The organism is Streptomyces sp. RLA131 (assembly GCF_056270125.1).
Window position 1 is genome coordinate 4,290,409 of sequence record NZ_JBWDOQ010000002.1, and the last position, 22,810, is coordinate 4,313,218.

The 22,810-nt window shown below is 72.6% G+C and carries 18 protein-coding genes and 1 pseudogene; 11 read left to right on the plus strand and 8 right to left on the minus strand.

What is annotated here, in order from left to right; translation table 11 throughout:
- Nucleotides 1-5: 5 nt before the first annotated feature.
- Together RWE79_RS20480 and RWE79_RS20485 are read right to left on the minus strand one after the other, a co-directional pair.
- On the minus strand, nt 6-1,259 hold the full coding sequence (locus RWE79_RS20480; RefSeq protein WP_475941517.1) for a polysaccharide deacetylase family protein: 1,254 nt from the start codon (nt 1,257-1,259) through the stop codon (nt 6-8).
- 178 nt (nt 1,260-1,437) lie between these two features.
- Entirely contained in the window at nt 1,438-2,682 is a 1,245-nt protein-coding gene (locus RWE79_RS20485) for a Tm-1-like ATP-binding domain-containing protein (RefSeq protein ID WP_475941518.1), read from the minus strand.
- A gap of 84 nt (nt 2,683-2,766) precedes the next feature.
- On the opposite strand from RWE79_RS20485, the gene RWE79_RS20490 reads away from it, so the two are divergent.
- Nucleotides 2,767-3,945: a trans-sulfuration enzyme family protein gene (locus RWE79_RS20490; protein WP_475941519.1), complete on the plus strand. Its 1,179-nt coding sequence runs from the start codon at nt 2,767-2,769 to the stop codon at nt 3,943-3,945.
- Between the two features lie 12 nt (nt 3,946-3,957).
- Here RWE79_RS20490 and RWE79_RS20495 read toward each other — a convergent pair whose 3' ends face one another.
- Nucleotides 3,958-4,671, minus strand: coding sequence for a YoaK family protein (locus RWE79_RS20495; protein WP_475941520.1), 714 nt, complete (start codon nt 4,669-4,671; stop codon nt 3,958-3,960).
- Between the two features lie 102 nt (nt 4,672-4,773).
- Here RWE79_RS20495 and RWE79_RS20500 point away from each other — a divergent pair, with 102 nt between their 5' ends.
- Nucleotides 4,774-5,388 (plus strand): TetR/AcrR family transcriptional regulator, encoded by a 615-nt coding sequence (locus RWE79_RS20500; RefSeq protein WP_475941521.1) that lies wholly within the window; start codon nt 4,774-4,776, stop codon nt 5,386-5,388.
- 95 nt (nt 5,389-5,483) lie between these two features.
- Nucleotides 5,484-6,656 (plus strand): annotated as a pseudogene (locus RWE79_RS20505) (MDR family MFS transporter); the annotation flags it as partial.
- 315 nt (nt 6,657-6,971) lie between these two features.
- On the opposite strand, the gene kstD reads toward RWE79_RS20505, so the two are convergent.
- Nucleotides 6,972-8,732, minus strand: a complete 1,761-nt coding sequence (gene kstD, locus RWE79_RS20510) for a 3-oxosteroid 1-dehydrogenase (RefSeq protein ID WP_475941522.1) — start codon at nt 8,730-8,732, stop codon at nt 6,972-6,974.
- Between the two features lie 145 nt (nt 8,733-8,877).
- On the opposite strand from kstD, the gene RWE79_RS20515 reads away from it, so the two are divergent.
- The 3 genes from RWE79_RS20515 to RWE79_RS20525 all read left to right on the plus strand — a co-directional run bounded on the left by RWE79_RS20515 (nt 8,878) and on the right by RWE79_RS20525 (nt 11,792).
- Nucleotides 8,878-9,324, plus strand: a complete 447-nt coding sequence (locus RWE79_RS20515; RefSeq protein ID WP_475941523.1) for an organic hydroperoxide resistance protein — start codon at nt 8,878-8,880, stop codon at nt 9,322-9,324.
- A 157-nt stretch (nt 9,325-9,481) separates the two neighbouring features.
- Nucleotides 9,482-10,318, plus strand: a complete 837-nt coding sequence (locus RWE79_RS20520; RefSeq protein ID WP_475941524.1) for a VOC family protein — start codon at nt 9,482-9,484, stop codon at nt 10,316-10,318.
- 97 nt (nt 10,319-10,415) lie between these two features.
- On the plus strand, nt 10,416-11,792 hold the full coding sequence (locus RWE79_RS20525) for an FAD-binding oxidoreductase (RefSeq protein WP_475941525.1): 1,377 nt from the start codon (nt 10,416-10,418) through the stop codon (nt 11,790-11,792).
- 116 nt (nt 11,793-11,908) lie between these two features.
- Here RWE79_RS20525 and RWE79_RS20530 read toward each other — a convergent pair whose 3' ends face one another.
- Nucleotides 11,909-14,149 carry an Ig-like domain repeat protein gene (locus RWE79_RS20530; RefSeq protein WP_475941526.1) on the minus strand — a complete coding sequence of 747 codons (2,241 nt, stop codon included), beginning with the start codon at nt 14,147-14,149 and terminating at the stop codon, nt 11,909-11,911.
- Between the two features lie 199 nt (nt 14,150-14,348).
- A complete protein-coding gene (locus tag RWE79_RS20535) occupies nt 14,349-14,891 on the minus strand; it encodes an RNA polymerase sigma factor (RefSeq protein WP_475941527.1) in 543 nt (180 codons plus the stop codon).
- 45 nt (nt 14,892-14,936) lie between these two features.
- Between RWE79_RS20535 and RWE79_RS20540 the strand changes: the two genes are divergently transcribed.
- The 3 genes from RWE79_RS20540 to RWE79_RS20550 all read left to right on the plus strand — a co-directional run bounded on the left by RWE79_RS20540 (nt 14,937) and on the right by RWE79_RS20550 (nt 18,580).
- Entirely contained in the window at nt 14,937-16,352 is a 1,416-nt protein-coding gene (locus RWE79_RS20540; protein ID WP_475941528.1) for a serine/threonine-protein kinase, read from the plus strand.
- A gap of 80 nt (nt 16,353-16,432) precedes the next feature.
- Entirely contained in the window at nt 16,433-17,143 is a 711-nt protein-coding gene (locus tag RWE79_RS20545) for a DUF4232 domain-containing protein (protein ID WP_475941529.1), read from the plus strand.
- A 141-nt stretch (nt 17,144-17,284) separates the two neighbouring features.
- Nucleotides 17,285-18,580 (plus strand): polysaccharide deacetylase family protein, encoded by a 1,296-nt coding sequence (locus RWE79_RS20550; RefSeq protein ID WP_475941530.1) that lies wholly within the window; start codon nt 17,285-17,287, stop codon nt 18,578-18,580.
- A gap of 9 nt (nt 18,581-18,589) precedes the next feature.
- Here RWE79_RS20550 and RWE79_RS20555 read toward each other — a convergent pair whose 3' ends face one another.
- Complete coding sequence (locus tag RWE79_RS20555; protein ID WP_475941531.1) at nt 18,590-18,985, minus strand: TOBE domain-containing protein; 396 nt, start codon at nt 18,983-18,985, stop codon at nt 18,590-18,592.
- Between the two features lie 161 nt (nt 18,986-19,146).
- Here RWE79_RS20555 and RWE79_RS20560 point away from each other — a divergent pair, with 161 nt between their 5' ends.
- Both RWE79_RS20560 and RWE79_RS20565 read left to right on the plus strand, forming a co-directional pair.
- Entirely contained in the window at nt 19,147-19,977 is an 831-nt protein-coding gene (locus tag RWE79_RS20560; protein WP_475941532.1) for an alpha/beta fold hydrolase, read from the plus strand.
- Nucleotides 19,978-20,085: 108 nt separating this feature from the next.
- Nucleotides 20,086-20,934 carry a glycoside hydrolase domain-containing protein gene (locus RWE79_RS20565; protein ID WP_475941533.1) on the plus strand — a complete coding sequence of 283 codons (849 nt, stop codon included), beginning with the start codon at nt 20,086-20,088 and terminating at the stop codon, nt 20,932-20,934.
- Between the two features lie 3 nt (nt 20,935-20,937).
- Here RWE79_RS20565 and RWE79_RS20570 read toward each other — a convergent pair whose 3' ends face one another.
- Nucleotides 20,938-22,800 carry a hypothetical protein gene (locus tag RWE79_RS20570; protein ID WP_475941534.1) on the minus strand — a complete coding sequence of 621 codons (1,863 nt, stop codon included), beginning with the start codon at nt 22,798-22,800 and terminating at the stop codon, nt 20,938-20,940.
- Between the last annotated feature and the right edge of the window lie 10 nt (nt 22,801-22,810).

Consider the following 22,810-nt stretch of genomic DNA (forward strand, 5'->3'; position numbering starts at 1 on the left):
TCCGGCTACTTCAGATAGGTCTTCCAGTCCGGGGACTGGGCGGGGTCGAGCAGCCGCAGTTTCTGGAGCACCTCGGGGTCCTGGACGTCCATCCAGTCGGCCAGCTCCTTGAAGGACACACACTGCACACCCTTGCGGTTGCAGACGTCCTTCATGACGTCCTCGACGGCCTGCATGTAGATGCCGCCGTTCCACTCCTCGAAGTGGTTGCCGATGAAGTACGGGGCGCGGCTGCCGTTGTAGACCCGCTCGAAGCCGTTGAGGTAGGCCTCCCGGGCCTCGGTCTCCCACTTGGTGTACTGCGAGGGGTCGCCGTCGGTGCTGTCGCCGGACTGGTTGGCCAGCAGGTTGAAGTCCATGGAGACGACCTGGAAGTCGTCCTCCGGGTACGGGATGAGCTGGAGCGGGAAGTTCCAGATGCCCTCGGAGGTCTTGGACGGCCAGATCTGGAACTCGCCGGGGGAACTGGCGTCGTAGCGCCAGCCGAACGACTTGGCGGCCTTGAGCAGGTTCTTCTGGCCTTCGAGACAGGGCGCGCGGCCGCCGGCCAGCTCGGTGGAGTAGTCGAAGGGCAGGGCGTCCAGGTTGGTCCAGCCGGTGTTGGTCTTCCAGTGCTCGACGAAGGAGTACGCCTGCTTGATCTCGCTCTTCCACTGGGCGACCGTCCAGTCACGGCCCCCGCCGTCGCCGGGATCGCCGCAGAAGTGGCCGTTGAAGTGGGTGCCGATCTCGTCGCCGTCCTCCCAGGCGTCGGCGAGCTGGGTCAGGGTCCCCTTGATGTGCTGGTCGGTGGCGAAGGAGATGGCGGCGGTGCCCACCTTGTGCAGCGGCGGGTGGTAGAGCATCCGCTTCGACTTCGGCAGCAGGTACATGCCGGTGAGGAAGAAGGTCATGTGCGCGTTGTTCTCCTTGGCCACCTCGCGGAAGTGGGAGAACAGATGGTCGTCGCCCTCCAGGGCGCCGTCCCAGGAGAAGACCACGAACTGCGGTGGTTTCTCACCCGGTTTGAGCTTCTTGGCCTTCAGCTGGCCGGGCTGGGCGCCGGTGTCGGAGGTCGAACCGTCGCCTATGACACGGGTCTTGCCGGTCTGCTTGCGGACCTGGCTCTTCGGCGACGCCGCTCCGGCCGAGGCAGTGGCAGCCGCGGAGGACTTGTCACTGTTCCCGTCGGAGCCGGTCGTCGCCACGATCAGAGCCAGTGCCACGGTCGCCCCGGCCGTGGCCACGGCCGCGGTGCGTGGAACTGCGAGCGTCCTCACCCCGGTCACCCCCTTCGGTCACGCACGGACATGCGAGCCCAGTATCACAGTCGTATTTCTGTACGAACACGGTGGGCGACAGGTTCCGTGGGACTTGTGTGGTTCCTGTGAACGCGCTGTTGATACGACGGACCGCAGCGCCCCGCGGCAGGCTGCGGCGGGGTCGGCGCCGCGGCCGTCAGGCCCGGTCGATCATCGTGTGCAGCAGTTCGGCGGCCGCCCTGCCGAACTCCGGGTCGTTTATGTGTGTGTCGAACTCTCGCACCTCTACGGCGCTGCCGCGCAGCCCCTCCCGTAATGCGCCGAAGAGCGTGCTGTCCACGGCGGGGTCGTGATAAGGCCCGCCCGGCGCGCCCAGCGTCGACAGCCCGCGCAACGGCAGGCACAGGGCGGTCGGGCCCCGGGCGGCCCGGAGCTTGGCGGCGATGCCGCGGCCGAGGTGGGCGCACTCCGTCGCCGTGGTGCGGATGACGGTGACCGAGGGGTTGTGCACCAGGACCTGGCGGTCCCGGAAGCGCTCGGGGAGTCGGTCCAGCGGCCCGAACTTCACCATGTCCAGGGCGCCAGGACTCACCACCTGCGGCACTCCTCGGAGGCCGGCGGTGCGCAGCCGGTCCGGGCCGGAGCCGAAGTCGCCGCCCACCAGGTCGTCGGCCAGCTCACTGAGGGTCAGGTCCAGCACCCCGGCGAGCATGCCCTGTCCGGCCAGTGCCTCCATGGAGCGCCCGCCGGGGCCCACGGTGTGGAAGACCAGCACCTCGTAGCCGAGTTCGGTGAGCCGCTCGCGGGCCGCGTCCACGCAGGGGGTGGTCACCCCCGCCATGGTCGCGGCGACCAGCGGCCTGCCGGGGTCCGGGCCGGTCGCCCCACCGGGCCGGGCCTGCCGTTCCTGGTATCCCCGGGCCATCCCGGCGATCGCGTCGGCGGCGTTGGCCAGCACCGGTGCCGACACCCGGTTGATGCCGGCGATGTCGACCACGCTGTACATCATCGCGATGTCCGCCGTCCCGACGTAGGCCGCCACATCGCCGGCCGCCATCGAGGACACCATCAGTTTGGGCACCCCCAGCGGCAGCCCGCGCATCGCCCGCGTCGCGATCGACGTCCCGCCGCTGCCGCCCAGGGCCAGCACCCCGTGCAGCCGGTGCCGCGCGTGCAGCCGCCGTACGACCTCCTCGGCGCCCCGGGCCATCTCGGTGACCGCCGCGCCCCGGTCGCCGCCGGCGCGCAGGCGGCCCAGATCGGCGCCGGCCGCCCTGGCCACCTCCTCGCGCGGGATGTCGGCCTCGACGCCGGGTTCCCCGGCGACCCCGGCGTCGACCAGCAGCACCTCGACCCCGCTGTCGCGCAGAAGGCGGTCGCGCAGCCAGGCGTACTCCGCGCCCTTGGTGTCCAGTGTTCCCACGAGCACGATCACAGGCATGACTCGTAGTGTTCGTCGGATTATCGGACGCGACAAGGGTGCCTGGGTGCGTATGGGACATAAACGCCCGCTTACGATGCGACGGTGACCAGTGACCTGCCCGATCTGCCCGACCTGCCCGACCTGCCCGACCTGCCCGACCGGCCCGGCGTTCCCGACGTGCCCGGTGTCCCCGGCTTCGTGTCGGCCTCCCGGCCCCTCACCCCGCCGATCTACCAGGCCGCGACCTTCCGCCTCGACGAACAGGTCTACGCCGACCTGCCGCACGGCGGCCTCGACGCCCACTGGTACAGCCGCTACCGCAACCCCACCGTGGATGCCGCCGCCGAGGCCGTCGCCCGGCTGGAGGGCGGTGCCGCCGCCTTCATGACCGCCTCCGGGATGGCCGCCATCGCCGCCGTCCTGGTGCCGCTCCTCGCGGCGGGCAGGCGCGTCGTCGCCCCCCGGCAGATCTACGGCGACACCCGCGACCTGCTGCTCGACCTCGCCCGCTACGGCGTCGACGTGGTCTTCGTCGACGGCCGCGACCCCGCCGCCTGGCGCGAGGCGGTGACCGGCGGCCCCACCGCCGTCCTCTACACCGAGTCCCTGTCCAACCCCGTACTGGACGTGGCCGACCTCCCCGCGCTGGCCGCCCTCGCGGAGACGGCCGGCGCGAAACTCGTCGTCGACTCCACCTTCGCCACGCCCTACGCGACCCGGCCGCTGGCCCTCGGCGCGCACGCCGTCGTCCACTCCGCGACCAAGTTCCTCGCCGGGCACGGTGATGTCACCGCCGGTGTCGTGGTCACCGACGACCCCGCCCTGCTGCGCGACGCTCAGCGCCATGTCATCCGCTACGGGGCCTGCCTCGACCCGCACGCCGCCTACCTCGTCTGGCGCGGCCTGCGCACCTTCGACGTCCGGATGGAGCGGGCCTGCGCCAACGCCCGTGTCCTGTCCGGCGCGCTGGCCCCGCACCCGGGCGTACGCGAGATCGTCCACCCCGAGGGCGACTACGCGCTCCTCGCCCTCGTCGTCCACGGCGGCAACGAACGGGCGCTGGCCGTCATGCGCCGGCTGCGGGTCGCCGTGGAGGCCACCAGCCTGGGCGGCACCGAGACCCTGGTCAGCGCCCCCTTCAACAGCTCCCACCTCACCCTGTCCCCGGACGAGCTCCGGGCCGCCGGGATCAGCGAAGGCACCGTCCGGATCTCCTGCGGACTGGAACGTGCCGCCGACCTCGTCGCCGACTTCCAGCAGGCCCTGGACCTCACGGGCTGAGTTCCCGCCCCGTCACGGCGGTTCCGTCCAGCGGGCGTGCGAGCGGGCCAGCACCCAGGACGTGCCGGCGGCGGCGAGGAGAACCGGGACGGCGAGCAGCAGGGGCAGCCAGTGACGCCCGTGCAGGGTGGCGAGCGCCCCGAGCAGCGCGCCGGCGAAGAGGGCGGCGACGGAGAGCAGCCGGCGCGCCGTGCGGGTGCGGGGGCTCTCGGGGGCGTCGGCGGCCAGCCCGGTGAGGGTCCTGGTGAGGACGGTAGTGGTCAGGTCGGGCACCGCCAGCGCGCGGGCCAGGGCGTTCTGGACGCCCATGGCCAGGCCGAGGGTCGCGATCCGGGGGTAGCGGCCGGGGCCGGTGAGCCCCGCGGTGGCGAGGGCGGCCAGTACGAGCAGGGTCTCCAGGGTCAGGGCGGCGCGGAGCATCCGGCCGCGGTGCGCGCGGTGGCGGTGCGTGACCCGGCCGCCGGCCAGGGCGCCGACGGTGAACGAGGCCAGGGCCAGGAGTGAGGCCGGTACCGAGAAGCCGCCGGCGCCGGCGGTGGCGAAGGCGATGAAGACGACGTTGCCGGTCATGTTGGCCACGAAGACATGGCCGAGGGCGAGGTAGCTGAAGGCGTCGACGAGTCCGGTGACCACGGTGAGGGCCAGCAGGAGCGGCGGCAGGGGGCCGTGGCGGGTCCCGGGCGCCGGGGCCGGCGGTGTCGGCGGAGGCGGGGGCGAGGACGGCATGGGACGAGTGTTCCCGCCGGGTGCCGGCCGGCCGCGCGGACACGCACGGCCGCTCTTCTTTCGCGTTTTGCAGACATTGCAGTCTGTGCAAAAATCATCGCCATGCCCTCCGAAGGACTCCGCACCCGCCGCCGGCGGGAGACGGCGCACGAGATTCACGCGGCGGCCGTCCGGCTGATCTCCGAGCACGGCTTCGACAAGGTGACGATCGAGATGATCAGCGCCGGGGCCGGCATCTCGCAGCGCACCTTCTTCAACTACTTCCCCAGCAAGGAGTCCGCCGTCGCCCACCGGCTCGCGGACTTCACGCCCGAGCAGATCGCCCGCTTCATGGCGGGCACCGGCGACCGCCCCCGCGAGGTCCTGGCCGACACGACGCGCCTGGTGCTGGAGCACGTACGGGACAACCTGCCGGACCGGCAGGACTCCTTCGCGGTGTTCCGGATCGCCGACGAGTGCCCGCCGGTACTGGCCGCGGTGCTGGCGCAGCTCGACGGCTTCCGGGCCCGGCTGACCGAGGTGGTGGCGGGCCGCTCGGAGCCGGAGCAGGCCGAGCTGCTGGCGGGGATCGCGCTCACCGCGCTGCGCACCGGCTTCGACCACTGGTCGCACCAGCCCCCCGAGGCCGCCGCCGAGGACGGCTCCGACGATTCCCCCCTGCCCCATGTCGAGCGGGCGTTCGCTCTGCTTCACACGCTGCTTGGAGAACCTGAATGACCGACACCACCCGCGACGAAGCGGCCCTGCCGCCCCGCTTCGGGCTGATATTCGCAGGCCTGATGATCACGATGCTGCTGGCCGCGCTCGACCAGATGATCGTCAGTACCGCGCTGCCGACCATCGTCGGGGAACTGGACGGCGTCCAGCACATGGCGTGGGTGACCACCGCCTACATCCTGGCCGCCACCATCGGCATGCCGGTCTACGGGCGGCTCGGTGACCTGGTCGGCCGCAAGGCCCTGTTCCTCACCGGTATCGCGATCTTCCTGGCGGGCTCCGCGCTGGCCGGGGCCTCGCAGAGCATGGGGATGCTGATCTTCTCGCGCGGGCTCCAGGGCCTGGGCGGCGGCGGCCTGATGATCACCTCGCAGGCGATCATCGCGGATCTCGTACCGCCGCGTCAGCGCGCCAAGTTCATGGCGCCGATCGGCGGTGTCTTCGGCCTCGCCTCGGTCGCCGGGCCGCTGCTCGGCGGCTGGTTCACCGACCACGCCGACTGGCGCTGGTGCTTCTGGATCAACCTTCCCACCGGTGTCCTCGCCTTCGCCGTCTGCGCCGTCACGCTGCGGCTGCCCCGGCACCGCGTCAAGGTCGCCGTCGACTACCTGGGCATCGCGCTGATGGCCACCGCCGTCTCGTGCACCGTCCTGGTGGCCAGCTGGGGCGGCACCGAGTACGACTGGTCGGACCCGGTCATCGTCGGACTCGCCGTCGGCGCCGTGCTCGCCTGGGCGCTGTTCGTCCTCGCCGAGAAGCGGGCGGCCGAACCGGTCATCCCGCTGCGGCTGTTCCAGAGCCGGATCTTCAACCTGTCGACGCTCATCGGCATGATCGTGGTCGGTCTCGGGATGTTCGCCGTCGTCGGCTACATGCCCACGTATCTGCAGATGGTCTACGGCAAGTCCGCGACCGCCTCCGGGCTGCTGCTGATCCCGATGGTCGTCGGCATCATGTCCACCGCCATCCCCTCCGGGCAGCTGATCAGCAGGACCGGCCGCTACCGGGTCTACCCGATCGTCGGCACGATCCTGGTCGGCCTCACCGCCGGGCTGATGTCCACCATGGACACCGGCACCTCGCTGGTGACGGTCGGCTGCTACTTCTTCATGCTCGGCGCCGGCATCGGCCTGCTGATGCAGACCCTGGTCCTCGCCGTCCAGAACGACTTCCCGCAGAGCGACGTCGGCACCGCCACCTCCTCCAACAACTTCTTCCGCGAGATCGGCGCCACCCTCGGCACCGCAGTGGTCGGCGCCATCTTCACCAACCGGCTGACCGACCAGCTCGCCGCCAACGTTCCGGCGAGCGCGACGTCCTCGATGGGCAAGGGCGAGTCCCTCACCCCGGCCCTGGTCAAGGCGCTGCCCGACCAGGTCCGCGAGGCCGTCGTCCTGTCGTACCAGCAGGCGCTGACCCCCGTCTTCCGCTACCTGCTGCCGGTCTTCGCGAGCTGGCGTTCCTGTTGCCGGAGAAGCGGCTGTCCGACACGCACGAGGGCGCCGGAGCCGTCCCCGAGCCGGCCGGGGAGACGGGGGAACTCGCCCACCGGTGACCCGTACCGCCCCGGCGGGCGCCGCCGGCTATGCCCGGTCCGCGATGTCGTTGGCGGCGATGTAGCCGAAGGTCATCGCGGGGCCGATGGTGGAGCCGGCCCCGGCGTAGCTGTGGCCCATGACGGCGGCGCTGGCGTTGCCGGCCGCGTACAGGCCGGTGATGACGGTGCCGTCGTCGCGCAGCACCCGGGCGTGCGGGTCGGTGACCAGGCCGCCCTTGGTGCCGAGGTCGCCGGGGACGATGCGGAACGCGTAGAACGGGGCCAGCCACAGCGGCGCGAGGCAGGAGTTCGGCAGCACCGCGGGGTCGGTGTAGTAGTGGTCGTAGACGCTGTCGCCGCGGTGGAAGTCGGTGTCGGTGCCGCTCGCCGCCAGGGAGTTGAAGCGGGTCACGGTGGCGCGCAGGGTCGCCCGGGGCAGGCCGGCGGCGTCGGCGAGGGCGTCCACGGTCCAGGCCTTCTTCACGGCGCCCGAGGTGTACCAGGAGTCGGGGAAGGCCACGGCCGGCGAGACGTCCTTGAAGAGGTACCGGTTGCGGTAGTTCTGGTCGACGATCAGCCAGGCCGGGATGTCGGGGTCGGACGGGTTCTTGTCGTACATGGTGTGGACGACGTCGCTGTACGGGGCCGCCTCGTTGACGAAGCGGCGGCCGGCGGCGTTGACCATGAGGCCGCCGGGCAGCGTGCGCTCGGACAGACAGAAGTAGGTCTGCTCGGGGAGCGGGATCGACGGGCCCCACCAGGCGTCGTCCATCAGGGCGAGGGCGCCGCCGGCCCGCCGGCCGGCCTGGATGCCGTCGCCGGTGTTCTCCTTCGCGCCGACCGTCCAGTCGGTGCCGATCGGCTGGCGCTGGTACTGGGCGCGCATCGCCGCGTTGTGCTCGAAGCCGCCGGAGCCGACGACGACGCCGTGCCGGGCGGTGATCCGTCCCGCCGCGCCGTCGCGCGTCACGAGGACGCCGGTCACGCTCCCGTCGTCCGCCGTGCTCAGCTCGGTCAGCGGGGTGTTCAGCCACACCGGCACCCCGGCCGTCTGCAGCCCCGCCCGCAGCCCGCCGGCCAGCGCCTGGCCCATGGTGAGCGGCTTCTGCCCCAGCAGCGCCGCCTTGGTGCCCCGGGCCAGGCACTCGGTGGCCACGGCCAGGCCCTTGGCGCTGACCAGCGAGAGGGCCAGCCACTTGTAGTCGGCGCTGAAGACCACCATGCCGTCGGGGACGGCCATGTACGGGGGGTTGAGGTTGGCCAGTTCGGACCCGAGCACATGTCCGTCCAGCTGGTCGGGCTCGATGGAGCGGCCGCCCGGCATGCCGCCGGTGAGCTCGGGATAGTAGTCGCTGTACCCGTCCATCCAGCGGAACCGCAGCGGGCTGTTGGCCATGACGAAGGAGATCATCGCGGGCCCGTGGTCCAGGAAGGCCTGCTGCCTGGCCTGCGGTACGTCGCCCCCGACCACCGCCGCCAGGTAGGCGGACGCCTTCGCCGGGGTGTCGGGCACCCCGGCGGCCAGGATCACCGGGTTGTTGGGTATCCAGATGCCCGCCCCCGACCGGGCCGCCGAGCCGCCGAAGGTGGGCGCCTTCTCGACCACCACGCAGCTCAGCCCGCGCTTGACCGCGGTCAGCGCCGCCGTCATGCCCGCGGCGCCGGAGCCGACCACGACCACGTCGTACGTGCCGAGCGAGGGCACCTCGGCGGCCCGGGCCGCCGGTACGTTCGCGAGCATCAGTCCGGCACCGGCACCGGCGCCGCCCAGCACGACGTGGCGGCGGGACAGGGGTCTCTTCGTCATGAGGACACTCCGGCGGCAGGACGGAAACTGACGTTGCGTCAGGAATGTGGCCGCCGGATCACGCGATGTCAAGGGGTTCCACCGCCGGTCCCGGCGGGGGTGGCTCCCCGGGAGGTTCCGCATACCGCCGGGTAACATCGCGGACATGACCGACATCGCCGCCGACGACGGCCGCCCGACGAAGATCGTCTACGTTGCCGAGGCCACCGCCCACGGCGGCCGCGACGGCTATGTGACCAGCCAGGACGGCCTGCTCGAACTGCGCGTCGCCGTCCCCCGGGACATGGGTGGCAGCGGCGACGGCACCAACCCCGAGCAGCTGTTCGCGGCGGGGTACAGCGCGTGCTTCCACAACGCCCTGGTCCTGGTCGGCCGCCGGGCCGGCTACGACCTCACCGGCTCCACGGTCGCCGCCAAGGTCGGCATCGGCCCCAACGCGACGGAGGGCTACGGCCTGGCCGTGGCGCTCAACGTGTCGCTGCCGCTGCTCGACCAGGAACTGGCCGCCCGCTTCGTGGACGCGGCCCACCGGGTGTGTCCGTACTCCAACGCCACCCGTGGCAACATCGACGTCTCGATCATGCTCAGCTGACCCGCCGGAACGGCCGCCGATACGCACGCCGATACGCACGCCGGTACGCACGCCGGTACGCCCGCGAACCACCGGCGGGCGACGGCGCTGCGGCGGGCGATTGTCAGTGGCCGGTGCGACCCTGGCCGGGACAGGGATCCGAAGACAGGAGATCGTCATGATCACCACTGAATTCGTCACCGGCTCACCGTGCTGGCTCGACCTCGGCGCGCCCGATGTCCGCGCCGCCGCCGACTTCTACGGGGCCGTGTTCGGCTGGGAGTTCCAGCCCTACGGCGGGGACGAGCCGGGTACCGGGGCCGACGGGTACGGCGTGCTCCGGCAGGGCGGCCGGATCGTCGGCGCCATCGGGAAACTCACCGAGGCGGGCGCCCGCCCGGCCTGGACGCTCTACTTCAACACCCCCGACGCCGACGCCACCGCCGAGGCGGTGGAGAAGGGCGGCGGCACCGTACGGGTCGCCCCGGCCGCCGCCGGGGACATGGGGCGGATGGCCCAGTTCACCGACCCGCAGGGCGGGCAGTTCGCCGTGTGGCAGCCGGGCAGCGACGAGGGGCTGGAAGCGGTGGACGAGCCGGGCACCCTGAGCTGGACGGAGCTGTACACCACGGACTCGGCCGCCGCGCAGGAGTTCTACGGCAGCCTCTTCGGCTGGCGGACCCAGGACATGGAACTGCCGGGCGGCAGCGGCACGTACACGATCATCGGCCCGGCCGGCCTCGGCGAGGACCGGATGCACGGCGGCATCATGCAGCTCCCGGCGGAGTATCTCCAGCTGACCGGCGGCAAGCCGTACTGGCACCCGGTGTTCGCGACGGCCGACTGCGACGACTCGGTCGCCAGGGTGACCGCGAACGGCGGCACCGTGCAGATGGGCCCGGAGGACGCGGTGGGCGTCGGCCGGCTGGCGGTCGTCGTCGACCCCTTCGGCGCGGACTTCGTGCTGCTCAACCCGCAGCCCCTCCCGCCGGGCGGCGGCCCCGACTCCGCCTGAGCCCCGGGCCCAGGTCCCGGCCCGGGTCTCCGCCCGGGTCCTCCTCCGGTTGAGGCTCCGCCTGATCGGCGTAGCGTTGAAGCGGAGGCGATTCGCCATGGGCAAGCCCTCGACCGATGAACTGCGGGACGCCGTACGCGGGGCGGTCATCACGCCCGGCAGAGACGGGTACGACGAGGCCCGCCGGGTGTACAACGCCATGATCGACCGGCGGCCCTCCGCCGTCGTACGCGTCGCCAACGCCGGTGACGTGATGACCGCGGTGGGCTTCGCCCGGGACAGCGGCCTCGACCTCGCGGTGCGCGGCGGCGGCCACAGCGTGCCCGGCTTCGGTACCTGCGACGACGGGGTGGTCGTCGACTTCTCCGGGCTGCGCGGCGTCCGGGTGGACCCGCGTACCCGCACCGCCCGGGTCGACGCCGGTGCGACCTGGGGCGACCTCAACGCGGCGACGTACCCTTTCGGGCTGGCGGTCACCGGCGGCATCATCTCGACCACCGGCGTCTCCGGGCTCACCCTCGGCGGCGGCTTCGGGCACCTGGCCCGGGGGCTGGGGCTGACCTGCGACAACCTGCTGTCGGCCGATGTCGTGACGGCGGACGGCCAATTCCTGGTGGCGAGCGAGGAGGAGAACGCCGACCTGTTCTGGGCCCTGCGCGGCGGTGGCGGGAACTTCGGGGCCGTGACGTCCTTCGAGTTCCGGCTCCACCCGGTCAGGGACATTTACGGCGGGCTGTTCTTCTACGAACTCCGGGACGCCGGCACCGTCCTGCGCTTCTACCGGGAGTTCATCTCCGACGCCCCGTGGCAGCTCGGCGTCTTCCCCGGCTTCCATATCGCGCCGCCGCTGCCCTTCATCCCCGAGGACCGGCACGGCGACCCCCTGATCGCCCTCATCTGCTGCTGGGCGGGGCCGCCGGAGGAGGGCGAGCAGGCGGTCCGTCCGTTCCGCGATGTCGCCCCGCCGGTCGCCGAGTTCGTCGGGCCCATGCCGTATCCCGCGCTCAACACCGCCTTCGACGCTCTGCTGCCGCCCGGCCTGCAGCACTACTGGAAGGGCGTGTTCGCCACCGAGCTCACCGACGGGGCGATCGAGGCCCACCTCCGGCACGGACCCCTGGTGCCCACCGTCAACTCCGCGGTCCACCTGTATCCGGTCAACGGCGCCTGCCACCGGCCGGATCCGGACGCGACGGCCTGGTCCTACCGCGACGCGACCTTCGCCACCGTCATCGCGGGCGCCTGGCCGGACCCGGAGGACGACAAGACCAACACCGAGTGGGTGCGGCTCTACCACGAGGCCCTGGCGCCCCACTCGCAGGCGGGCGCCTACATCAACTTCCTGTCCGAGGACGACCAGGACCAGAACCAGGTCAGGGCCGACTACAAGGGCCACTACGAGCGCCTCGCCGAGGTCAAGCGGGCCTACGACCCGCACAACCTCTTCCATCTGAACCACAACATCGTGCCGTAGCCGCCGTAGCCGTAGCCGTAGCCGTAGCCGTAGCCGTAGCCGGCCGCAGGCGCCGCAGACGCGGCGAGGCCGCCCCGGTCCGGCCGGGGCGGCCTCGTGCGGTTCGTACCGGGGACTCAGGCGGTGAACATGAAGTAGTGCCAGGAGCCACGGGTCGTGGTGTTCAGGCTGTCGCCCGAGTTGTACGTGCCCTTGACGTAGGAGGAGCGCCACCGCATCTTGTAGCCGACCTCGTACTTGTGGTCGGAGTTGTAGCGGACGGTGACCTTGCCGGACGAGGTGAGCGTGAAGCACGCGTAGCTGTCGTACCAGGTGCCCTGGTAGTAGAGCTGGACCTGGTACCAGGCGCAGCGCCCGGAGGCCGCCGTCATGGTGGTGGCCATGCGCGGGTCCTTGTTCTTGTGGAAGACGTAGTACGTGTGACCGCTGATCTTCTTGGTCTTGTAGTACTTGGTCGTCTTGTTGCTGATCTTCACCTTCGTGCCGGCCTTGTCGGTCGCCGACTTGGCCGTCGCGATGTCGTCGCCGGTGAAGGTCGCGGTGAAGGTCGTGTTGCGCTTCAGCGTGTAGCTGATCTTCAGGTTCCCGGAGGAGTTGACCTTGGCGGTCTTGACCAGCTTCTTGCTGCCGCCGGCCGGCGTGGCGTAGATCGACAGCTTCCGGTTCTTGCCGGTCGAGCCGAGGTGGCCGGTGACGGTGGCCTTCTTGCCGTACGCGTACGTCGTGTGGTTGGTCTTCACGCTGACCGACGGGGTCTTGCGGGAGACCTGGACGGTGGCCTTGGCGCTGCTCGCGCCGTGCGTGGTGTCACCGGCGTACTTGACGGTGTAGGTGACCTTGCCGCCGGCCTTCGGGGTGTCGGCGAAGCTGAAGCTGTTGTCGGCGGCGATGGTCGCGGTGCCGAGGGTCTTGCCGTCGGGGGAGTTGTAGTCCTTGCGGGTCACCGTGACCTTGGCGCCGGCCGGCAGTGACAGGCCGCTGGCGACCTGCCCGGTGAGCGTCAGCTTCTTGGCCCGGGTGGCGGAGGACGGGGCGCTGACGGTGAGCGTGGTGGCGTACGCCGAGCCGTCCTCCAGGACGTGCAGCGTGGGGACCGCGCCGTAGACGTCCACGGAGACGGCGAACAGCCGGCTGCCGTCGGGCGCCCAGGCCAGGGCCGCGTCGGCCAGATAGGAGGCATCGCCGGAGCCACCGCCCGGGCCGAACTCGTAGTCGCGCAGCGAGGTGCTGTTGCCCTGGCCGAAGACGTAGACGTCCGGGTTGTAGTAGCCCATGACGCCCGCCGCGACCGTGCCGTTCGGGGCCACGGCCACCGAGTTCGGGTACGTGTCGGTGGTGTACTTGCCGTCGTCGGCCAGGTCGGCGGTCCTGAACGCCGACTGGTAGTACGGCCAGCCGGCGGCGGTGATCAGCTGTGTGCCGTCGGCGCTGACGGCGAGGTCGTTGAGGCTGCCGAAGTCGGTGGTGCGCTCGGCCTGTTCGGCCGGGGCGCCGGAGGAGACGTCGTAGACCCGCAGGGTGGAGCCGCTGTTGCCCGGCTGTCCGCCCACGAGGACGCCGGCGTCGGCCGGGGAGGCGGCGAGCAGCGGGGCGGAGTCCCAGCTGTCGCCCAGGCCGAGAGTGACGACGGGGGTACCGGCGGCGGTGTCCTGCGCGGTGTCCGTGCCGCTGAGGGCGGCCGCTGCCCCGGTCGACTCGTCCGACGTGGGTGAGGTGGTATCGGCGGGCGACTCGGTGGCCGTCGCGGTGGGCGACTCGGTCGCGGCCTCGGTCGAGGACTCCGTCGCGGATGCGGTCGGGGTCTCGGCGTCCGTGGGGCTGGTCGAGGGGGAGGCCGGCGTCGTCGTGGGGTCCGTCGGGCTCGAGGTCGGTTCCGGAACGGTCTCCGGGTCGAGGTCCAGGGAGCCGAGGCCGCCGACGCTGTCGGCGGTGTAGCCGAAGTAGACCTTGCCCCCGGCCAGCGCCAGGGTCTGCGGGGAGGTGCCGTCTCCCGTGTCGTACCGGGCGGTCTCGGCGAGCGTCGCGGTGTCGATCGCGGCGATGGCGTGGGCCGAGGACAGCGCGACGTACAGCGTGCCGGAATCGGCGGAGAGGGCGAGGCCGTCCGCGCCGTCCTCCGAGGTGAGCGTGGTGACCACCGAGCCGCTGAAGTCCGTCACGGCGATCCGGCCGCCGGCCTTGCTGCTGACGAAGACATGCTGGTGGGCCCCGTCGACGGCGATGTCGCTGTACGAGGACAGGGGCAGGAGACGCGCTGCTGCGGCGGCGGCGGCCGGACCGGCCGTGGCGCCGAGCAGCGAGAGAGTACCGAGGGTGACGGACAGAACTGTCCCCACGGCGATGTGACGGGTACGCAAGCTGGTTCCCCCCAGGCTGGCGAATGGGTGGCCGGTTCCTCCGGCAATGGCTGTGGCCGATGGGAGGTGCGGCCGCGCGGCGCGCCTATGCGCGCTCTGCGCGGGCCCTGCGGGCCTCCACTGTCGAACGCTTGAACGTTACGGCATGCCTATGACAGCCGTCACCCTGAATACCAAGCTGTTATGTGCGCCCCACCTGTCACAACAGCCACGGCCTTACCTCTTTACGGGCCTGGTGCAGACGGGACTTGAGGGTTCCGAGCGGGATGCCGACCCGCTCCGCGATCTCGGCGTACTCCAGCTGGCAGACGTCCCGGTAGACCAGCGGCGCCACCAGGTGCGGGTGTTCGCGTTCCAGCCGCTCCAGGGCCTCCAGCAGGTCGAGCCGTGAGCCGGCGATCACGCTGGTGGTCCGCGGGTCGACGGGCTGCCATTCGTCGATCGCGGCCGGCTGCTCGGCGGACCGGCGCTTGAGCTCGCGGTACTTCTGCCGGCAGCAGTTGGCGACCACCGTGTAGAGCCAGGTGCTGAAGCGGCTGCGGCCCTCGAAGGAGGTGATGTGCCGGGCCACCTGGAGCAGCACGTCCTGCGCCGCCTCCTCGGCGTCCTCGCGGCAGGGCAGGAACCGGCCGCAGCGCCGTACGACCTCCGGGCCGATCAGCTGGAGCAGCGCGTCCAGGGCCGCCGTGTCACCCGAGGCGGCACGGCGGGCGAGGTCTTCGGTCTCGGCTGCCTGCCGCACAGGGTGCTCCCTCGGTGGTGATCGCAGGGCAGGCATGATAGTCGCATGTATCCCGTCGAACGGATCGGCCGGTACCGCCTGGAGCGGCGCCTGGGCGCCGGCGCCTTCGGTGTCGTCTGGCTCGCCCACGACGACGATCTCGACGCGCCGGTCGCGGTGAAGGTGCTGGCCGACAACTGGGCGCAGCGGCTGGACATCCGGGAGCGGTTCCTGTCCGAGGCGCGGCTGCTGCGCCGGGCCGACTCCAACCGTGTGGTGCAGGTCTTCGACATCGGCGAACTGCCGGACGACCGACCGTACTTCGTCATGGAGTACGCCGACGGGGGCACCCTCGCCGACCGGCTCGCCGGTGGCCCGCTGCCCGTCGACGAGGCGCTGCGGCTGACCGCCCTGGCGGCCCTGGCGGCGGCCGCGCTGCACGCGGCGGGCATCGTCCACCGGGACATCAAGCCGTCCAACGTGCTGTTCCGGGCCTCCCCCGGCGGCCGGGACCGGCTGCTGCTGGCCGACCTGGGGCTGGCCAAGAGCCTGGCGCAGGCCTCCGCCCTCACCCAGGCCGCCGGATCCGTCGGCTACGCGCCCCCCGAGCAGGCGGAACCGGGGATGGGCATCGACCCGCGGGCCGATGTGTACAGCCTGGGCGCCCTGGGCTATCACCTGCTCACCGGTACCGTCCCCGGGCCGCCCGGCAAGGTCGTCCGGCCCGACCGGCTCCGCCCGGACCTGCGGCCCGACGTCCAGCGGGCACTGCTCAGGGCCCTGGAACCCGACCGTGAGCGGCGCTGGCCCACGGCGGCGGAGTTCGCGGCCGAGCTCGAACGGCTGGCGGCGCCGGCCGACCTGCAGGCCGGCGGCGGCACGAAGCCCCGCCGCCGGGGCCGGTCCGTCGCCGCCGTCGCCCTCGCCGTCACCGTGGCCCTGGCCGGGGCGGCCGGCGCGACCGCCGCCGTGCTGTCCGCCCGGGGCGATTCGGGAGCCGCCCGCACGACCCTGCGGGTGGCGGACAGCACGGGCCGGCTCTCGGTCGAGGTGCCCGCCCAGTGGGGCCGCCAGCTGCGGCGGTCCGGCTGGAGCCCGCGCACCCTGGGCCTGGCGGACCGGCAGGGCCCCGGCCTCGCCGTCGCGGACGACCTGTCGAACTGGCAGAACCTCGACGCGGACGCCAACGGGGTGTTCGCCGGGCTGAGCGAGCACGGCGACCTCACGGCCGAGGTCGGCGCCCTCACCCACAGCGGCTGCCACGACCTGGGGACCCGCGACTACCGCGGCACGTCCTGGAAGGGCACCGTGCACAGCTGGAGCGGCTGTCCGGGCAGCGAGGGCGTCGTCACGGAGGCCGGTCTGCGCGCGGTGGACGGCGGCAAGCAGCCGCAGGTGTACGTGCAGATACGTCAGACGCGCCGGACCGGCGACAGCGACGAGGCCGACCGCATACTGGATTCCGTGAGGATCAAGGACTGAGGCAGAACCAATTCGCTCCGCCGGGCATCGCACTGAGGTGAAGCGACATTGATGTCCCAAGGAAGTCAGGGAGTACTGACATGGTGATCTTCCGGGCCGGCGCGACCGGCCAGACCCGCCGGAGCGGCCAGACCCGCCGGACCGACCGGTCCCGCCGGACCGTGTTGACCGCGGCGGGCGGGGCGGCACTGCTGGGCCTGCTCACCGCCTGCGGCTCCGGCGCCGGCAGTACGGCCACCGCTCCGCAGACCCTCCCGGGCACCGCCCGCCCGGCCTCCGCCGGGTCCGGTGGCAGCAGTGCCCCTGGCACGGCCGGTGCGACGTCGTCCGCGGCCCCCGGCGCCGTCGCCTCGGCCTCGAAGTCGGCGGGCACCCGCTGCCACACCTCGGAACTGGGGGCGTCGGTGGGCTCCAACGACCCGGGCGCGGGCCAGGAGAACTTCCCGCTGGTCCTCACCAACCGCTCCGGCCGCACCTGCACCCTGCACGGCTACCCGGGCGCGGCCTTCGTCGACGCCGCGGGCGTGCAGCTCGGCCCGGACCCGGACCGCAGCTCCGGGAGCACCGCCACGACCGTCACCCTGGCGCCCGGCGCCAGCGCCTGGGCGGGACTGTCCTTCTCCAACCCGCAGATCAGCGGGGCGAAGGCCAGGACCCCCGCCGCGATCCTGATCACGCCGCCCGACGAGACCACGTTCCTGAAGGTGACCTGGAGCCAGGGCGAGGTGCCGGTGTCGGGCAACTCCTCGACGGCCCATCTCACCGTCCTGCGCGCGGGCACCGGAAGCTGAGCCGGCCGGTGCCCGGCGGGCCGGGGTTTGTCATAAGGGAGTAACAGCTCCCGCCGCCCGCGACCCTTCCTGTGAATACCCCCATCCCACTCTTCGACCGCGTGAACCGCGCGAACGGCGTCGAGGGACTGGGGAAAGATCATGAGCGGCATATCTCGCAGGCGGCTGCTGACGGCAGCGGCATCGGCAACCGCCTCCGCGGGTGCTCTGGGCGCACTGTCCGGCTGCTCCGCCCCCGGACGGGCCGGCGGCGGTTCCTCCGGGGAAAGCGCCGGTACGACCGGTCGCGGTGGCGGCGTGATCGCCCGTCCCGTAAAGCTGATCGGCGACGGATCCACCGCCGACACCGGAGCGCAGCCGAAACAGCCCAAGCCGAAGCGGCTGAAGCCCGGTCAGCGTCCGCCGCAGTTCGTGGTCTTCTCCTGGGACGGCGCCGGCGAGCTGAGCAACAACCTCTTCTCCCGGTTCCGTAAGGTCGCCGCCGAGCACGGCGCGTCGATGACCTTCTTCCTCAGCGGCATCTACACCCTGCCCGAGTCCAAAAAGAGCCTCTACCGTCCCCCGCGGCACCCGGTCGGCGCCTCCGCCATCGGCTATCTCGCCGACCGCCACATCCACGCCACGCTCAAGCAGGTCGGCGCCGCCTGGCGGGAGGGCCACGAGATCGGCACGCACTTCAACGGCCACTTCTGCGGCCCGGACGGGGTCGGCAACTGGTCGTCCGCCGAGTGGCGCAGCGAGATCGACCAGGCGAAGAAGTTCGTCACCCGGTGGCGGACCAACACCGGCTTCACCGATCTCGACCCGCTGCCCTTCGACTACGGCAAGGAGCTCATCGGCGCCCGTACGCCCTGCCTCGAAGGCCAGGCCAACCTGCTGCCCGTCGCCGCCGAGCTGGGGTGGAAGTACGACGCCAGCTCCCCCGGCGGCCTGCAGATGTGGCCGGGCAAGGTCCAGGGCGGCCGGATCTGGAACTTCCCCCTCCAGTCCATCCCGTTCCCCGGCCACTCCTTCCAGGTGCTGTCGATGGACTACAACATGATGGCCAACCAGTCGAACGCCAACCCGCTGGGCGACCGCTCCCGTTACGACGCCTGGCGCGTCCAGGCCCGTGACTCCTACCTGGCCGGTTTCCGGCGCGCGTACGACACCAATCGCGCCCCACTGTTCATCGGCAACCACTTCGAGCGCTGGAACGGCGGCATCTACATGGACGCCGTCGAGGAGGCCATCGAGCGGATGGCCGGTCACGACGACGTCCGCCTGGTGTCCTTCCGGCAGCTGGTGGAGTGGCTGGAGGTCCAGGACCCCGCCGTTCTGGCCAGGCTGCGCACCCTCGGCCCCGGCCAGGCGCCCTACGGCGGCTGGGCGGAGTTCCTCGGCGCCGCGAGCGCCTCCCCCTCCGCCTCCCCCTCCGCCTCGTCCACCGCCGGGTAGAAGGTGCCGTCAGGCCCGGTCGATGTGGACGTTGGTGGACTTCACCCGGGCGGTGGCCTCCACGCCGACCTCCAGGCCCAGTTCCTCGACGGCCTCCCGGGTCAGCAGCGACACCAGCCGGTGCGGACCGGCCTGGATCTCGACCTGGGCGGCGACGTCACCGAGCTTGACGGCGGTGACGATGCCGGGGAAGGCGTTGCGGGCGGAGGTGTAGGAGACCTCGTCCTCACCCTCCGCGCCCCGGGCGATCTCGACGGAGAAGGCGGCCAGGTCGCCGCCGTCGATCAGCCGGCGGCCGCCCTCGTCCCGGTGGGTGGCGACCCGCCCCGCGTCGGCCCAGCGGCGGGCGGTGTCGGGGCTGACGCCGAGCAGCCGTGCCGCCTGGCCAATGGTGTAGGACCGCATGTCGGGCTTCCTCTCAGATCCGCCCGACCCTATCCCGGCCCCGGTCCGCACCCGGTCCGGCGACGGCTCTTGCCAGGGAAGCTACTGGGGGGTATGTGTTGCTGACGCTCTGTCTATCAATGCCGTGGATGCCGTGGCACCCGAGGACGAGGACCAGCAGAATGCCCGAGACGATCTCCTTCAGCATCGCGACCCCGCGGGGCCCACGCACCGTGACCATGGAGTACGAGCGCCGGGGCCGCGGTGAGCCGCTGCTGCTCCTGCACGGCATCGGCCACCACTGGCAGGCCTGGGAGCCGGTGATGGGCCTGCTCGCCGCCGAACGTGACGTGATCGCGGTCGACCTGCCGGGCTTCGGCCGGTCGCCCGCGCTGCCGGACGGAGCCGCGCACGACCTGGCGACGGTGCCCGCCGCGCTCGGCGGGCTGTGCCGGGCGCTGGGCATCGAGCGCCCGCACGTCGCGGGCAACTCCCTCGGCGGCCTGCTCGCCCTGGCGATGGGACGGGAGAAGCTCGTACGGTCGGTCACCGCGCTGTCCCCGGCGGGATTCTGGACGAAGGGCGAGTTCCGCTACGCGTACAGCCTGCTGCTCACCATGCGGCGCGGCTCGCGGCTGCTTCCGCTGCCGGTGGTCGGGGCACTGTCCCGTACGGCGGCCGGGCGGGCGGCGCTCACCGGCACCATCTACGCCCGGCCCGGGCGGCGTTCACCCGAGGCGGTCGTCGCCGAGACACTGGCGCTGCGCGACGCGACGGCCTTCCACGAGACGCTCGCCGCCGGGCACGGGACGCTGTTCACCGACGACGTCCCGCACCTCCCGGTGACCGTGGCATGGGGCACCCGCGACCGGGTCCTGCCGCGCCGTCAGGGGGTCCGGGCCAAGCGCGTCATCCCCGGCGCCCGCCTGGTGCGGCTGCCGGGGTGCGGTCATGTGCCGATGAACGACGACCCCGCACTGGTGGCCCGGGTCATCCTCGACGCCGGGAGCTGACCCCTGCTCCGCCGGGCCGCTGTGCGCTCGGCTATCGTGCGTGAGCCGTCCCGGAGGGGCACACCGGTTCCCTCGGGCCTTCTTCCGCAACAGGTTCGTGGGGGTCATGTGTCCAGCCATCGAATATCGAAGCGTCACCGCTATGTCGCGTGGGCGCTGGGCGGTGCCGCGCTGCTCGTCGGCGGCGCCCTGACGGCCGAGGCCGCCACCAGCACGACGAGCGCCGCCTCGGCCACCACGACCCCGGCGCCGACGCTCTACAAGGGGCGTGCCTTCGACGCCTGCACGGCTCCCTCGGTGTCGGCCATGAAGGCCTGGACGACCGGCTTCTACGGGGCCGCCGCGGTGTACGTGGGCGGCAAGAACCGGGGATGCGCGCAGCCGAACCTGACCGCGTCCTGGGTGAAGACGGTGACCGCCACCGGCTGGAAGCTGATCCCGCTGTACGTGGGCGCCCAGCCGCCGTGCCAGACCAGCTCCAACCCCGAGCGCATCTCGGCCACCAACGCGGCCTCGCTGGGCGCCACGGACGGCGCGGACGCGGTGGCCAAGGCGGCGGCGCTCGGCATGAAGGCCGGCAGCGCCGTCTACCTGGACATGGAGGCGTACGACATCACCAACGCCTCCTGCGTCAGCTCCGTCCTCACCTACGTCCGCGCCTGGGACAAGGCCGTGCACGCCAAGCACTACTGGGCCGGCTTCTACGGCTTCAAGAGCACCAGCGCCGCCGCCGTCGCCAACGCCAAGGACCGTACGGACCTGCCCGACGCCCTCTGGTACGCGCTGTACGACGACCACCGCACCACCACCACCGACTGGCCGTACGCCACGACGCTGTGGACCGGCCACCGCCGGGGCCACCAGTACCGGGTCAACAGCAAGGAGACCCGCGCCGGCTACACCATCACGGTGGACCGCAGCTACTGGGACGCGCCGGTCGCCGTCGTCGCCTCGTAGCGGCTAAGGGGCGGTGACCTCCCGGCGGGGGTGCCAGGTGGCGCGGACCAGGGCCCGTTCGGTGGCCGTGAGATGGACGGCCGCGGCGAGCCAGGCCGAGGCGTAGCGGTCGGGGCCGGCATCGTCGATCCGGCCGAAGACGTCCCGGGTGCGGCGGTCGGCCTCGGCGGTGAGAGCCGCGGTGAGGTCCGCCGCCGCGTGGAACCCGGTCCGCCGCAGCGCCGCGCCGTCACGGTTCAGGTCGCCGTCGCGCGCGGGCTCGGCGACCGCCCGGCGGCCCCCGGCGACGGCCAGTTCGACCAGTCGCCGGACCCGCCACAGCGGCGAGTCGGCCAGCGGGTCGAGGTCGAGGTCGAGCCCGGCGGCCGTCTGCGGCGGGGGGCACTCCTGGCGGGACGGCAGATGCGAGACCTGGAGCCGGTCGTAGCCCAGGTCGGCCCGGCCGAGCCACTGAGCGGGGAGCCGCAGCGTCGCCTCACCGTCCGGTACGGGGCCGACCGCCAGCGGCCGCAGGGTGGCCGCCCGGTCCGGGTCGAGCCGGCCCAGAACCCGGATCCGCAGGCCGGGGCGGGAGGCGAGCTGCCGCAGGTTGGCGGTGTGGGCGAGGTCGGGGTGTCCGTCGGCCGGGATCAGGCGGATCAGGGGGCCCCGGCCGCCGGGTGTGTTCGCCTCGCGAACCAGCAGCTGGTCGCCGGATGCGCCGATGACCAGGACGTCGCAGCCGAGGAGTTCCCGGGTCCGTCCGTTCCGCTCGGCGGCCGGGGAGAGCAGGTCGGCGACGGCCTCGGCCGCCGGCCGGGCGAAGAGCGCGGCGGCCGGCCCCGACGACCAGGACAGGCCGGTGAGGGGAGTGGCCCGTACTCCCTTGCCGGAGCCCAGCCGGCCGTCCGGGGAGACCGTCGCACCGGCCACCAGCAGTGCGCCACGGGCGAGTTGGGAGTGGTCGAGCGCCGCTGCCCCCAGGGCGACGGGCGCGGTGGCGGCCCCCCGGGCGCGGGCCGGGCCACCGGGCTTGACGTCGGCGACGGAGAACCAGCGGCCGTCCTCGTCGAGGAGATGGGTGACCACGCCCGCGTAACCGGTGGCACTGATCACCGGCTCCCGGCAGAGCCCGTGGACGCGCAGGCTGCCGCCCGGCCGGTAGCTGCGGCGGGCGGTGCCGATCAGGGCGGGGTCGGGGTCGCCGGCCGCCAGCAGGCCCGCGACGAGCAGCAGTTCGCGCAGGGCGGCGGCCAGGTCCGCCAGCCGGTGGGTGTCGTGGCGGGCGCGGGCGCCACGCAGGCCGCGTACGGCGCCCAGCGCGGCGGCCTCGGCCCGGTGCAGGCCCGCCAGCCGGGCGGTGTGGGCGGCCCGCAACAGCTCGGCCTGCGGCACCGCGCCCGCGGCGGGCACCCCGGCCGCGAGCACGGCCGCGGCCGCCGCCCACAGACCGGACGCCGCCGCCGTCTGGGCCGCGGTGGGCCCGGCGGTGGGCGCAGCGGTGGGCGCGGCCGGCGCTCCGGGCGCCGGTTCGGGTGCTGCTTCGGGCGCCGGTCCCGCGACCGGTTCCCCGGCCGGTTCCGCAGCCGGTTCCGCGACTGGGCAGGCGCCCAGGACCGCGGCGCGGTGCAGACAGCGGGGCGCGAGCAGACAGGTGCAGCGGGCCTGTCCGGCGTCGGTGACGGCGCCGGACGGGCCCGGCGCCAGGGTGACCACGGCGTCCTCGCCGCAGACCACGCGGACGGTGCCGGCGTCGGTGCCTGCGGTCACCGGCACGGTGGCGTAGAGCTCGGTGGTCGCGTCCAGCTTCCGGCGCAGCCGGGAGGTGAGTCCCTCCACGGCGGAGGCGGTCACATCGGCGGCCACCGGCGGGAGTTGTGCGGTCATGGCGGCAGAT

Excerpts from the sequence above, each read along its gene's own strand:
- RWE79_RS20485 (WP_475941518.1), bottom strand. The coding sequence starts at position 2,682 with ATGCCTGTGATCGTGCTCGTGGGAACACTGGACACCAAGGGCGCGGAG.
- RWE79_RS20495 (WP_475941520.1), bottom strand. The coding sequence starts at position 4,671 with ATGCCGTCCTCGCCCCCGCCTCCGCCGACACCGCCGGCCCCGGCGCCC.
- RWE79_RS20500 (WP_475941521.1), top strand. The coding sequence starts at position 4,774 with ATGCCCTCCGAAGGACTCCGCACCCGCCGCCGGCGGGAGACGGCGCAC.
- kstD (WP_475941522.1), bottom strand. The coding sequence starts at position 8,732 with ATGACGAAGAGACCCCTGTCCCGCCGCCACGTCGTGCTGGGCGGCGCC.
- RWE79_RS20515 (WP_475941523.1), top strand. The coding sequence starts at position 8,878 with ATGACCGACATCGCCGCCGACGACGGCCGCCCGACGAAGATCGTCTAC.
- RWE79_RS20520 (WP_475941524.1), top strand. The coding sequence starts at position 9,482 with ATGATCACCACTGAATTCGTCACCGGCTCACCGTGCTGGCTCGACCTC.
- RWE79_RS20525 (WP_475941525.1), top strand. The coding sequence starts at position 10,416 with ATGGGCAAGCCCTCGACCGATGAACTGCGGGACGCCGTACGCGGGGCG.
- RWE79_RS20540 (WP_475941528.1), top strand. The coding sequence starts at position 14,937 with ATGTATCCCGTCGAACGGATCGGCCGGTACCGCCTGGAGCGGCGCCTG.
- RWE79_RS20545 (WP_475941529.1), top strand. The coding sequence starts at position 16,433 with ATGGTGATCTTCCGGGCCGGCGCGACCGGCCAGACCCGCCGGAGCGGC.
- RWE79_RS20550 (WP_475941530.1), top strand. The coding sequence starts at position 17,285 with ATGAGCGGCATATCTCGCAGGCGGCTGCTGACGGCAGCGGCATCGGCA.
- RWE79_RS20555 (WP_475941531.1), bottom strand. The coding sequence starts at position 18,985 with ATGCGGTCCTACACCATTGGCCAGGCGGCACGGCTGCTCGGCGTCAGC.
- RWE79_RS20560 (WP_475941532.1), top strand. The coding sequence starts at position 19,147 with ATGCCCGAGACGATCTCCTTCAGCATCGCGACCCCGCGGGGCCCACGC.
- RWE79_RS20570 (WP_475941534.1), bottom strand. The coding sequence starts at position 22,800 with ATGACCGCACAACTCCCGCCGGTGGCCGCCGATGTGACCGCCTCCGCC.